Annotated in this window: 10 protein-coding genes and 1 tRNA gene; 6 read left to right on the top strand and 5 right to left on the bottom strand. The window is 58.4% G+C overall.

Going from position 1 to position 12,558, the window contains the following annotated elements; all coding sequences use genetic code 11:
• Positions 1-17: 17 nt before the first annotated feature.
• Entirely contained in the window at positions 18-662 is a 645-nt protein-coding gene (locus RUI03_RS03650) for a LysE family translocator (RefSeq protein WP_317288930.1), read from the bottom strand.
• Between the two features lie 180 nt (positions 663-842).
• On the opposite strand from RUI03_RS03650, the gene RUI03_RS03645 reads away from it, so the two are divergent.
• Together RUI03_RS03645 and RUI03_RS03640 are read left to right on the top strand one after the other, a co-directional pair.
• Complete coding sequence (locus RUI03_RS03645) at positions 843-3,521, top strand: PAS domain-containing protein (RefSeq protein WP_317288929.1); 2,679 nt, start codon at positions 843-845, stop codon at positions 3,519-3,521.
• Positions 3,522-3,598: 77 nt separating this feature from the next.
• The gene (locus tag RUI03_RS03640) at positions 3,599-3,928 is read left to right on the top strand and encodes an Hpt domain-containing protein (protein ID WP_317288928.1); all 330 of its coding nucleotides are present in this window, start codon (positions 3,599-3,601) and stop codon (positions 3,926-3,928) included.
• On the opposite strand, the gene RUI03_RS03635 is transcribed toward RUI03_RS03640, so the two are convergent.
• From RUI03_RS03635 to RUI03_RS03625, 3 genes are all read right to left on the bottom strand, one after another.
• On the bottom strand, positions 3,925-4,335 hold the full coding sequence (locus RUI03_RS03635) for a response regulator (RefSeq protein WP_317288927.1): 411 nt from the start codon (positions 4,333-4,335) through the stop codon (positions 3,925-3,927). The two genes, RUI03_RS03640 and RUI03_RS03635, sit on opposite strands and share 4 nt — an antisense overlap.
• Entirely contained in the window at positions 4,332-7,814 is a 3,483-nt protein-coding gene (locus RUI03_RS03630) for a PAS domain-containing protein (protein ID WP_317288926.1), read from the bottom strand. Before RUI03_RS03630 ends, RUI03_RS03635 begins: the two co-directional genes overlap by 4 nt.
• A 195-nt stretch (positions 7,815-8,009) precedes the next feature.
• Positions 8,010-8,084, bottom strand: a tRNA-Val gene (locus tag RUI03_RS03625).
• Between the two features lie 89 nt (positions 8,085-8,173).
• Here RUI03_RS03625 and RUI03_RS03620 point away from each other — a divergent pair.
• Both RUI03_RS03620 and RUI03_RS03615 read left to right on the top strand, forming a co-directional pair.
• Positions 8,174-8,602 carry a hypothetical protein gene (locus RUI03_RS03620; RefSeq protein ID WP_317288925.1) on the top strand — a complete coding sequence of 143 codons (429 nt, stop codon included), beginning with the start codon at positions 8,174-8,176 and terminating at the stop codon, positions 8,600-8,602.
• 68 nt (positions 8,603-8,670) lie between these two features.
• Entirely contained in the window at positions 8,671-9,390 is a 720-nt protein-coding gene (locus tag RUI03_RS03615; protein ID WP_317288924.1) for a hypothetical protein, read from the top strand.
• A 55-nt stretch (positions 9,391-9,445) separates the two neighbouring features.
• Here RUI03_RS03615 and cpdR read toward each other — a convergent pair whose 3' ends face one another.
• Positions 9,446-9,808, bottom strand: a complete 363-nt coding sequence (gene cpdR / locus RUI03_RS03610) for a cell cycle two-component system response regulator CpdR (RefSeq protein WP_317288923.1) — start codon at positions 9,806-9,808, stop codon at positions 9,446-9,448.
• A gap of 180 nt (positions 9,809-9,988) precedes the next feature.
• On the opposite strand from cpdR, the gene RUI03_RS03605 reads away from it, so the two are divergent.
• Together RUI03_RS03605 and RUI03_RS03600 are read left to right on the top strand one after the other, a co-directional pair.
• Positions 9,989-10,870, top strand: a complete 882-nt coding sequence (locus tag RUI03_RS03605) for an N-formylglutamate amidohydrolase (protein WP_317288922.1) — start codon at positions 9,989-9,991, stop codon at positions 10,868-10,870.
• A gap of 505 nt (positions 10,871-11,375) precedes the next feature.
• A complete protein-coding gene (locus RUI03_RS03600) occupies positions 11,376-12,446 on the top strand; it encodes a glycosyltransferase family 4 protein (RefSeq protein WP_410795913.1) in 1,071 nt (356 codons plus the stop codon).
• The last annotated feature ends 112 nt before the right edge of the window (positions 12,447-12,558 follow it).

Below are 12,558 nucleotides of genomic sequence, written 5' to 3'. Positions count from 1 at the left end.
AGGTTGCTGTCCGCGTCCTAGGCGCGCCGGAACAGGGAAATGGCGACCTGCCCCAGTATCGTGGCGCCTGCCCCGCCGATGATCAGCGCGGCAAACCGGTTCAGTCGCCGCAAGGTCCCGCTTCGCCACACCAGTCGGCCCGCTCGCCCTGCGATAAACGCATAGGGGGTCAGGGTGACGAACAGCACCGCAATGGTCAGGGCCGCCAGGGTCAGCCAGTCAGAAACCGAGATGGCCTGCAGGTCGAGGACGGTCGGCATCAGGGCCAGATAGAAGATGATGGCTTTGGGGTTGCCCAGCGTGACCATGAAGCCGCCAAGGCAGGACCCGAGCGCCGACTGAGGCGGTGCGCTCGCATCCATGCGGCTCAGCCCGGCCCGGTCGGTCCAGAACTTCGTCGCCAGATAGATCAGATACACGCCGCCCAGAACCTTCACGACCAGAATCGCCCCCGCCATCGTCTTGGCAAGCGCTGCCAGTCCGGCCACCGCAATGGTGAGATAGACCAGATCCCCCATGGCAATGCCGGCGATGAAGAAGAGGCCATGCCGAAAACCGCTGCCAAGCGACTGACCGACCAGGGCGGCGACACCTGGCCCGGGAATGGCGGCCGCGATCGCCAGCGCCGCTGCATAAGCGATAAAGGGCGCAAGCATTTCCATGGTGGTCCTCCTGATCGTGATCACCGGCTGGGCGGTTCGGTTGATGGCCCCCGAACCACTGCACCGGTTGGTCGAGGCCACTGCTCGTTAGCGCCATCGCCTGCCATGCCAACAGAATAATAACCTTATCGCCTCAGAATTTGCCGGGGAAGCGATTGGTAGTAGCGAAAGTGGCTCACAATGGGTGTGATGGGCAATAAGGAAGCAAAGCCGAACGCCTTGGCGGGGATGATGAAGTCGCGCTTTGAACGCAGCTACGCCCTCGCCATTTTCCTGATCATTTTCATCACGATCGCCTCTGAACTGGTCGTCCATCACGAACTGCGTCAGGACCTCGACGCAACGGAGATGGTCAACATCAGCGGACGCCAACGCTTGTTGAGCCAGCGCACCCTGGCCCTGGCCGAGCAGCTGCATGCCGCACCGGAAGCGCCCCCCGAAGTGGTGGCGCTCTTTGAAACCACCTTGGACCGGATCGAAAGCAGCGATGCGCTTCTTCGCCGTCACGTTGATGAACAAAAAATGTCGGCGATCGACCGGGAGGCATTCCGGAGCGCGTTTGACGACGCGGAACGGGGCGCCGGCCCCCTTTGGGCCGATTTTATCAGTGCTGCAAAAAGCGCCGCCGCGGGCCAGTCGACGGATGACGATATCAACGCGATGCGAAGCCTCGCCTATGGGCCGCTTCTGAAAACACTCGATGATATTGTCATGATGTTCGAGCGCCGCGCCGATGCACGGATCCAGCGCATTGGTCGGATCCACCAGTGGCAGACAATCGGCACCCTGCTCATTCTGCTGGCAGAGGTGATCTTCATCTTCAAGCCGATCCTCGACATGCTGTTGCGAAACATGCGTGATCTGGAGCAAAAAAAGGCTGCAGCGACGCATTCTACTTTCCGCATTCAGACAGCGCTGGAGGGTTCATCGGTCGGCCTGTGGGAAACAGATCTTGATAGCGGGCAGACCAGTTGGTCTCCTTTGATCAACGATATTCTCGGCCTGCCCCATGATTACGTTCTGACCCGTGATGAATTCATCCGCCGGGTGCACCGGGAAGACCTGAAGGATGCGCTGTCCTACCAGCAGCAGCTCAAAGAGGCCGACGGTCCCTTCGGCGTCACGATCCGGCTACGCCATGAGGACGATAGCTGGATCAAACTTGAAATTCAGGGCTCAATGATCGACCTGCTGCATGCGGACTTCCCTGATGAACATCTGATCGCCGGATCATTCCGCAACGTCACGGCCGAGCATGCCGCCCAAGATACAAAAGACCGCGTCTGGTCGGTGCTGGTCGACAACAGCCTTGAGTTCAATGAGAAATGCCGGCGGATTCTCTCGCTCGTGAACGAGCATTATGGTCTGCATGTCGGCATCATCAGCAAGATACGCGGTGACACCTATTCCGTCCTGCACGCCATCACACCCGATGATTCCCTGCAGCCGGGCCAACGCTTCGATTTCGCGAACACCTACTGCTTCCACGTCTGTCAGGCGACAGGACCTTTGGCCTTCCACCATGTTGGCGAAAGCGAAATTCGCGAGCACCCCTGTTACCGGTCCTTCGGCCTTGAAGCGTATATTGGTGCGCCCCTGTTCGTGCGCGGCGCGCAGTATGGCACGATCAATTTTTCGAGCCCCGAAGTCCGCAACCGTCCGTTTACGCAGGAAGATCTGACCCTGATCGATCTGATTGCCCGCTGGATTGGTTATGAAATCGGCATGCAGAAAAATGTCGAAGACATTGCGGAGAAAGAAGAACGGTTTGCGCTCGCTCTGGCCGGGTCCAGTGTCGGCATCTGGGACTGGATCAATGTCAGCGAAGAAGAGCAGATCTGGTCCGATCGTCTGTACCAGCTTTTGGGCTATGACCGGGATGTCATTGCCTCTACCCGCTCAGCATTCTTTGACCTGATCCATCCCGATGACGTTCAGGCGACGCTGAAGGCGTTGGAACAGCATCTTGTCGGTCGGACTCCATACCACCAGGAATATCGCCTACGCATGGCAGACGGCAGTTATCGATGGTTCCTCGGGACGGGTCAGGCGGTCTGGGACGCCAATGGAACGGCGGTCCGGATGATCGGCTCCCTGATGGATATCAATGAACGCAAGACGGAAGAAGAAAATCGGGCTCAATTCATTTCGACCGTGTCCCACGAACTGCGCACACCGATGACCTCGATCCTCGGCTCACTCCAGCTTGTCCGGTCAGGCAAGATTGGTGTTGTCGATGCCTCCGTCGACAATCTGCTACGGATCACCCAGACGAGCAGCGAACGTCTTTTGCGCCTGATCAACGACATTCTGGACCTCGAGAAAATCTCGTCCGATCACAAAGGGATGCGCACCAGCAAACTCGACATTGCCCCCCTGCTGGTGGAGGCCGTCGAGCAGAACCAGGCCTTTGCGCAGAAACATGAGGCGACAATCAAACTCGTCCCGCCAACTGAGGATCTCGTCATTTTCGGCGATCATGACCGCGTTTTTCAGGTGCTCATCAACCTCATTTCCAACGCCGTGAAGTTTTCATCGGATGTGGACGGACAGGTTGAACTGACCGCCTATTCCCGTCCCGGACAGGTCCTGATTGACGTCAAGGACAATGGCCAGGGGATACCGGCCAACAACCTCGACCGCATTTTCGGGCGGTTCATGCAGCTTGAGAATAATTCGGACAAGAATATTTCCGGCACGGGTCTTGGGCTCGCGATCTGTAAGGAAATTATGTTGGCCCACCAGGGGGATGTCACCGTTCAAAGCCGGGTAGGCATGGGAACGACCATGACGTTGCACTTCCCAATGTATACTGAATTAGATGCGGACAAATCCGTCCCTGCACATGAGGTCGGCTGAACGGCTCCGGCGTGCCCGAGCCGCCGGTCCGACCGGCGTTAACGGTCTTTCCACCAGGTTTCGCCTAGCCTTTGAGCATGATCGCAGAACCGCAAAAGCCCGTCGACACCCACGACATCCGCGCCCACTACGCGGCGAATCTGCGGCTTGGCGCGGATGACATCACGGATAGCTGGCAGCGTATTGAAGACGGCCGCGGCTCGCCGACGGACATCGCTGAGCTGGAGCGGGTCTGCCACAAGCTCGCCGGCTCCGCAGGAGTCTTTGGTTATACGCTGGTCAGCCGATACGCCCGCGCCGCTGAAGTCGCACTCTGTGAACTGCTCAACGACGGGACACGGGACAATGTTGGCCAGATGATCACACGTCTGATCGACGCAATGATGGCGATACGGATTAAGGACTAGCCGACCGTCTGGACGGCAGGCGCCAGAAGCCACTGGTCAAAGATGCGCTGGACCTCTCCCGACAGGGTCATCGGGTCGAATGGCTTGATGATCACATCGATCGCCCCCGCCGAGATATAGCGCTGAATTTCTCTTTTTTGCGCCTTCGCCGTCATGAAAATAACGGGCGTCTCCTCGGTTTTTGACATTCGCCGCAGATAGCTGAGCGTTTCGAATCCATCCATGCCCGGCATCATGACATCGAGAATGATAAGGTCTGGACTGACCTTGTCGATTTCAAGCAACGCCGTCGGGCCATCTTCAAAGATATGAACCTCATAGCCACCGACATGGGACAGAGACAGTTCAATGATCGTCCGGATATCCGGATCATCTTCAACGCAGACGATGGTTCTTAGCACGTTCACGAAGCGATCCTCTCGTCGTTGAGCCTGATGGTGGGCATGGCGTACCCTTTACGCCGGAAAATATTATAAAGTTCCTTCGTCACCTCTTCTGGCCGCACGGCCGATTTCAGGAACAGGCCGGTGACGAATTGCGGCAGGGTGCGAATGCCGTGGGCATCAACGGAATAGACGATGACCTCTGTCCGTGATTTTTCCCTGCGTGCGAGGAAGTCGATGAAATCCTCACCCCGCTCCTCACCAAGCACCAGGTCGAGCAGAACGATGTGGAACTCCGCATTCATGATCATGTGCTTGGCCTGACTGATGGAGCTGACGTTCACAACCTCAATGGCGGGGCCAATCACCGCCGCCATCAGTTCTGCGGTGTCCAGATCATCTTCGATATGAAGAATCCGCGGCATGTCGGTATCCCGGGGTTCCTCCTGCACCGACACGCTGTCCCCAATTGCCAGCATCTGTCGGCGCGGCAATGTCACAGTGAAAGTACTGCCCACGCCGACACGGCTTTGCACGGTAATCTCGCCCTGATGCCCGCGGGCAATGGCGCGGCAGATGGACAGGCCAAGACCCGTGCCTTCCGCGCCACGGGCGTCGGTCGAATTTCCCTGCACAAAGCGTTCGAAGATACGCTCCATGTCTGCGGTGGGAATACCGCAACCCTGATCCACGATATCGACACTGACCGCCTCATCTTCCGCGCGCAGCGAAATACGAATATCCGTATCCGGCCGCGAGAATTTGATGGCGTTCGACAGGAGGTTTGTCAGCAGCTGATGGAGTCGGTCCGGGTCCGCTTCAATCTGCGGTGGTTCTTCTCCCATATCGACATGCAGGCGCACACCAGAACTGTCCGCCATGGACTGTGAGCTTTCGACGGCAGTCGCAATGACGCGGTCGATCTCGACCTCGCCCATTTCAAAACGCATACCGCCCACTGATATTTTCTCGATGTCGAGGATATCATCAATGAGATGAAGCAGACGCTCGCCATTCTTGGCGGCGATTCCCAAAAGATCGTTCATGACCGGATCAATCGCCCCGAGGCGGCCCGATCGGGCGAGCGCCATGGCGCCGACAATCGATGTCAGCGGCGTGCGCAGCTCATGCGAAACGGTCGAGACAAATTCATCTTTGAGCTGATGGGCGAGCTTCTGGTCATGGACATCCATGATCGACCCGATCATGCGGCGTGGCTTGCCCTCGTCGTCCCAGACCGCCTGCCCTGTACCGAGGAACCACCGGTAAAGGCCGCTCTTGCAGCGCAGACGATATTCGCAACGGAATGGCACCTTGTTTCTCAGATGGTTCTGCACCGCCGCGAAGGTTGCATCGCGGTCATCAGGGTGCAGAAGGCTCTTGAATGTCTGCAGCGATGCTGTGATGGCGTGCGGCTCATAGCCAAGCAGGCGATAGAACTGGTCGGACCAGATCTCTGCCGTGCCATTGACGTCGACCCAGTCCCAGATACCAACTGCAGAGCCCTGCGCGGCCAGGGCAAAGCGCTCCTCGCTGCGCTCAAGATGAGCCAATTGCTGACGACGGCTGATCTTGAAGCCGAACCAGCTCGCGATCACCCGAACAAATTCGATGTCTTCGCGGCCAAGTGTCTTTGGCATTGCGCTATCAGACAGAAAGGCAACAACACCCTGGGGCTTGGCATCGATATAGATGGGAACAGACAGATAGGCGGCGGCCGGCGGTGTATCAAAGTCGGTGGACAGGGACTCAACGCCAAGCAGCGCTCCCTTGGGCCGCCGAGCAGCGAGTGACTCGGCCAGCAATTTGCCGCCGACAGCCCCAATCGTCTTGTGACTGACGTTACTGACAGAGGCGAGCACTTCATGCCCTGTCCCGGTTTTGAGGATAATGGCCGCCTGCTCCATGCCCATATGATCAATGCAATGGGTGAGCACGGCCTTGAATTTCTGGTCATAGGGAACGGTGGGATCGATCAGGATATCCCAGACCATCTCCCGGACTTCGTTGCGGGACGATTCTTCGCTGACATCGAGAAATGACCCGGCAATGGACGCAATGCTGCCGTCGGCCCGTTTCACAACGTCACCGCGCAACAGGACCCGGACGAGTTTGCCGTTTTCCCCGCGCATCCGGATGGTCGCCGTGCGCTTGCCGCCCGTATCGCTGACAGATTTCAGGATCCGTTCCGCCATAGCCCGATCACGCGGATCGATGCGTTCACGGACAAGACCGTCAAGGTCACTTTTCTCACAGGATTCTGGCGCAAGGAGTTGCCGAATGAGCGGTGACCAGATGGTTCGTCTCGTGTCGGGATAGGTCTGCCACACACCGACGCCTGCGCTGCGCGTTGCCAGTTCATAGTGCTCCTTGATCTCGCGCACCTTGATATCAACGCGTCGGCGTTCGGTGATATCCTGGAAGATGCCAAAGATGCCGACCAGTTGACCCTTCTCATCCAGACGGCATTCGCCGCGGGAGTAAACCCAACGGACCCGCCCCTGGCGCGAGACGATCCGGCGTTCAAACTCGAATGACGTCAGCTCGCTGACGCACCGTTCGACGGCCTCCGTGACCACGGCCCGATCGTCCTCGTGATAGAAATTGATCGCGTCCGCCAGGGGCGGCGCCCCCTCAGCAGGATCAACGCCGTGCAGGCGAAACACTTCGTCTGACCAGAAGAGGCTGTTGTCTGTTGTATCGACGAACCAGTGACCGATGCCGGCGTAATTCTGGGTCAGTTCCAGCAGGTCTGACTTGGCCTTGAGGTCATCTTCCTTCTGACGGCGATCAGAGATATCCTGCAAGAAGCAGTAATACGTCGTGGGCGACCCATCGCGTGTGAAGTTGGCGACGAGTGTCACCCGGGCATAGAACGCGGTTTCGTCGTGGCGCACCATGCGCAATTCGCCGACGGCCCGGCCCTCGTCCCTCGCCTGCTCCAGCAGGGAAACATAGCTGTCACGATAGTCGGTGTGCACACAACCTTCCAGGGCGTGGCCAAGCATCGTGCTTTTCTCAGTGAGGAACATCTGGGTGCAGTTGTCATTCACCGCCTGGAACTGGCCATCCAGACCAATGGTCGCGATACCGTCGACCGCGCTTTCTATCGCTCGGCGCATCAACATCTGGTCGCTCACCACCTCGGTGAACATGATGATACCGCCGACCTGCCCGTCCGCGGCGTACCACGGGACGTTGCGCCATTTGACCCAGTCGAGGGTACCGTCCGCGCGCAGGAAGGGGTCTGCCTCCGACGACAGCGTTTCCCCGCTCAGCGTCCGCTGGTGCATCTCCTTCCAGTCGTCTGGAATTTCAGGAAAAATCTCGTAGTGAGAGCGGCCGATCAGATCGTGATCGGACAGCCGATAGTCGGCCATCCACTGATCCGTGACGACGAGATATCGCATATCACGGTCAAACATCGCGATGGCAGAGGGCGCATGCCTGAGAAAGGTCTCAGCAAATTGCTGGTAATTCTGGCCCATGCGTTCTTCGTGCATTTCAAGTCCAACGCCGCAGTTAAGGTCAAGAGTGTCTTACCGTGGCAGTCGTTTATTGGCGGTGAACTCAGCCTGTAAAAACGTCGAAAAATGCAGCGGCGCGCCTTGGAGGACGCCAGCTCAAAACGAGGATTTGTCGTATAAATTGCAGCGGTGCTGTGGGATGTCCGACCGGGTGGACCACGATCAAGATCGTGGTGGGCGCACGTGGGTTCGAACCACGGACCCCTGCCGTGTGAAGGCAGTGCTCTACCACTGAGCTATGCGCCCGGAGAGAGGCGCGAGTACCCGATCGCGAACGCAAATTCAAGCAAAACTGACGCTGGTAAAACCGGCAGGGTCAAACCTAGAATGGGGCCATGTTTGTTGTCTTTGACCTCGACGGTACCCTCGCCCTGGTGGAGCATCGCCGTCCACTGATCTCCGGCAAGAAGCGGGACTGGAATGCCTTTTTTCGGGCCTGCGTCGACGATGAGCCGCATGAACCCGTCATTCGCCTTGCCCAAACCCTCAGTCGCCTTCCGGGGTACCGGGTCGAAATCTGGTCGGGTCGTAGCGACCTTGTGCGCGCGGAGACCGAAGCGTGGCTGGAGAATGTGGGCCTTGGCAGCATCCCGCTGACTATGCGCCGCGACGGCGATACCACGCCCGACGACGTCCTGAAACGCGGCTGGCTGCGCGCGTGTGATCAGCGTCCCGACATCATCTTCGATGACCGGGACAAGGTGGTCGCCATGTGGCGCGAGGAAGGCATCGTCTGTGCCCAGGTCGCGCCCGGCGATTTCTGAGGCCGATCAATTGCCAGCGCTGACGTCCAATGCCACGCTGGCCCCGGGCGAGGTGGGAGATCACAGGAATGCTCAGACGGGCCTTTGTCCTGGCGAAGCAGGGTGCGAATCCAGTCGACTGGCCGCTGATGATCAGCGTGCTCATTTTCGCGGCCCTGAATACCTGTCTCTGGCTATTCTCCCTATCATCGATGCCGGCCTGTCGGCTGGCGTTTACCTGGGTTTCGGGCTGGCACAGCCATGTCAGCCTCATTCACATGACGGGCTACGCGCTGGTGGGATTGGTTCTGTGGTGGGGTATCTCCACCTGCCGCGTCCGCAACTGGACGAACGCCCTCGTCGCGCTGTTGCTGTTTGCCATTCTCGCCATCAGTTTCTGGTCGCTGCTGGCATTGAAATCAGTCCTGATTCCCTACAGCACCCCCACCATGGCGCAGATGCAACAGACAATTCCGCCGTTCATGCGGGCCAACTACTTCTACATCGACGAGTCTGAATACCAGCAGATCCCTGTGTCCTATGACGATTGGACGTATCCGTTCCCGCCGCCACCCGATCTACTGATCCATCCCAAGACGTCACGTGATCTCAACCCCAAAAACTTCGAGATATTCGGCGCGCCGATACCTGCGCCCATAGAAATCGAGACGGCTCGGCAATGCGCCATCGCCTATGACGCGGCGGAAGACGCCTATTGGCAGGTCCAGGAAGCCCGCTGGATGTGGTTCAAGAGATTTGGCCATCGCGTGAGCGAAGAGGATCGCAGGCGCTATCGGCTCTATTACTGACATAAAAAAAGCCGACGATGACCGTCGGCTTTCTATTCAGTGATCTGACCTCAACTCACGCGGCGGCGAGCATCCGGTCGACTTCGTCCACCAGATCACGCAGGTGGAAAGGCTTGGACAGCACCTTCGCATCACGCGGGGCCTGGTTGGCCGGATTCAGGGCAACGGCCGCAAAGCCGGTGATGAACATGATCTTCATATGCGGGTCGATATCTGTCGCCCGTCGCGCCAGCTCGATCCCGTCCATGACCGGCATGACAATATCTGTCAGCAACAGGTCGAACTCACGCAGCTGGAGTTCGTTCAGGGCTTCATCACCCTGGGCCGAATCGACCACCACATGACCAGCTTTTTCCAGTGCCTTCTTCAAGAAGCCACGCATGCTGTCATCGTCTTCCGCCAGCAAAATTGCCGCCATGTGTCTCTGCCTCGATAGAAACTAAATACAGGCTTTAGCCATAACCCAAACGACCTTAAAGTCAGCTTAATGCATTCACGGATCGGGTGGTAGACAGGAAATGTATTTGGCCGCTGCGTTTTCGGCCTGCCCCCGCCGGCGAATTTGTGACAGCATATCGATCGAGACGTGGAGAGGCATGTGGTCGCAAAAATCGTGAAAGCGGCCTTTCCGGGCCATACGGTCGTTCGACCTGCCGCGTGGCGCAGCCCGTATATCTTCGCCTGCCCCCATGCCGGCCGCGATTATCCCGAGCGTTTCCTCGACGATTCGATTCTGCACCTGCCCGATCTTCGCCGGTCGGAAGATGCCTATGTGGATGAACTACTCAGTGACGTGAACAGCCTCGGCGTGCCGGTTCTGACCGCCCGCTTTCCGCGCGTCTTCGTTGATGTGAACCGCCATGAGCGCGAGATCGATCCGCAGATGTTCACGACCTCCCCGAGCGAAGGTGCGGAGATCAAGTCAAACCGCGTCATGGCAGGCTTTGGCGTCATCCCGCGACTGGCGGCGGAAGGTCGTCCGATCTATGCCAAACGCCTGCCCGCCAGCGAAGCCCACCAGCGATTGCGCTGGTGCTATCGGCCCTATCACGAAGCGCTTCAGGCCCTGATCGAGGAATGTCGCACACGGTTCGGCGTGGCCTTCGTCATTGACTGGCACTCCATGCCCTCGGCATCGGTCGGTGGCGGCCAGAACCTGCCAAATGTCGTGTTGGGGGATCGGTATGGCATGTCCTGTGGCCCGACCATGGTCAATGCATGGCAGCAGGCGCTGGCCGATGAAGGTCTGACAGTCTCTCGCAATGCCCCCTATGCCGGTGGGCACGTCACATCGCTCTATGGTCAGCCTGCCGCAAGCGTTCATGTTCTCCAGATCGAACTGAACCGAAGCCTCTACATGCACGAAGCCCAGGTGCGCCCGCGCCCCGCACGGTTTGACACGCTGCGCGATCGGCTCAAGAGCGCTGCTGTCAAAGTAATTGACGCCGCCAGCCCGCTGGAGCAATCAGCGGCCGAATAGTGCCGATTTCCCTTTGTTGAGACCACCATGCGCCGCTGCAAATGTGGCGCAAAAAAAAGGCCGCGGCGCAAGGCCGCGGCAAGTCTTAGGGAGGAAACGCCCAGAAGGGCAAAGCGACCTCAGTCGCTGAATATATAATAAGCCTCCCTTAGTCTCGAGCGCAACCACTTTTGTGCGCTGCAGTACAAAAAGCATAATTCCGCCAAAACTCGCTCCTTTTTAGCGTCAAATTTGCATGAAAACGTTCTCAGAAACATCTATCACCTAATAATATGATGATATCGCAAACATTTTTTGCATGCTACTGGCTGCTTTAATGATGAACGGACATGGCCGCGGCGCCCAGAAGTGATTGTCGCGCTGGCTGATCTCCCTTAGATGGTGCTTCATGACAGACACCCCCCCTTCCCCACCGCGATCCGGACGTATCAAAGCCATTGGCGGCAAAGTTCGGCGCCTGACGGGGCCTCGCCAGAAGTTCCCGATGCCCAACGCGCAATCGGGATTGAAGATCGTCATCGCGACTGACGCCTGGAAACCGCAATTGAACGGCGTGGTGACCACCCTCGACACCCTCGGACGCATCCTGACCAAATTCGGCAATGAGGTGATGTACATCACCCCGCAGGACTTCAAGTCCGTCCCCATGCCGTCCTATCCGGAGATCCGCCTGTCGCTATTCCCCAATCGGAAAGTCGCGGCGATGATCAACGAGTTCAAACCGGACGCGATCCATATCGCGACCGAAGGGCCGATCGGCCGTGCTGCACGCCGGTTCTGCCGTCGCCGGAAATACCCTTACACCACGTCATTTCACACGCGGTTTGCCGAATATACCAATGAGCGCTGGAAATTCCCGATTGAGTGGGGCTACGCCCTGCTGCGCGATTTCCACAAACATGGCGAGGCCATGATGGTGGCTACGCCGGGCCTGATGGAAGAATTGCGCGGCCGCGGCTTCAACAATCTTCGCCTGTGGGAACGGGGCGTTGACACCGAGCAGTTCCGGGTCATCGAGTCCGACGTCTATGACCACCTGCCCAAGCCGATCTTCACCTATGTCGGCCGGATTGCGGTTGAGAAGACACTTGAAGACTTCCTCGACCTCGATCTGCCCGGGACAAAGGTCATTGTGGGCGCCGGACCGCAGGAAGCGGAGCTGAAGAAGAAATATCCCAAGGTCGTTTTCGACGGGAAGCACTATGGCGACGAACTGGCCAAGCGGTACAGCGCCTCGGACGTATTCGTCTTCCCCTCCCGCACCGACACGTTCGGGCTCGTCAATGTCGAGGCCCTGGCCTGCGGTGTCCCGGTGGCGGCCTATCCCGTGCGCGGTCCGCTTGAGATCATGGAGCACGCGCCGAAGGGTGCCGGCTGCCTTGATGAGGATCTCAAAGTTGCCTGCATGACAGCCCTGGAAGAACGCGATCCCGCCGCCTGCCGTGCCCACGCCATGAAATTCTCATGGGACGCAGCCGCCAAGCAGTTCATCTCCAACCTCGAAATTCCCGGCTTTGACGAGGATTTCTGGCTGCGCTCAGCCAAGATGATCGAAGACCCGATCCTGCCTGCGTAATGCATGGCCAATTGTTCATGGCAAAACGGGTAATATTTTGCCACGAACTCCCCTTCGTCCTAAGGTGAGGGATGGGCGCTGCTGCCCAAGCACGTTATGAGCCCCCCGCGCG

The organism is Parvularcula sp. LCG005, from assembly GCF_032930845.1.
Taxonomy (GTDB): Bacteria; Pseudomonadota; Alphaproteobacteria; order Caulobacterales; family Parvularculaceae; genus Parvularcula.
This window is presented reverse-complemented; position numbering and strand designations above follow the sequence as displayed.

Excerpts from the sequence above, each read along its gene's own strand:
- cpdR (WP_317288923.1), bottom strand. The coding sequence starts at position 9,808 with ATGGCGGCAATTTTGCTGGCGGAAGACGATGACAGCATGCGTGGCTTC.
- RUI03_RS03645 (WP_317288929.1), top strand. The coding sequence starts at position 843 with ATGGGTGTGATGGGCAATAAGGAAGCAAAGCCGAACGCCTTGGCGGGG.
- RUI03_RS03650 (WP_317288930.1), bottom strand. The coding sequence starts at position 662 with ATGGAAATGCTTGCGCCCTTTATCGCTTATGCAGCGGCGCTGGCGATC.
- RUI03_RS03640 (WP_317288928.1), top strand. The coding sequence starts at position 3,599 with ATGATCGCAGAACCGCAAAAGCCCGTCGACACCCACGACATCCGCGCC.
- RUI03_RS03615 (WP_317288924.1), top strand. The coding sequence starts at position 8,671 with ATGCTCAGACGGGCCTTTGTCCTGGCGAAGCAGGGTGCGAATCCAGTC.
- RUI03_RS03620 (WP_317288925.1), top strand. The coding sequence starts at position 8,174 with ATGTTTGTTGTCTTTGACCTCGACGGTACCCTCGCCCTGGTGGAGCAT.
- RUI03_RS03630 (WP_317288926.1), bottom strand. The coding sequence starts at position 7,814 with ATGCACGAAGAACGCATGGGCCAGAATTACCAGCAATTTGCTGAGACC.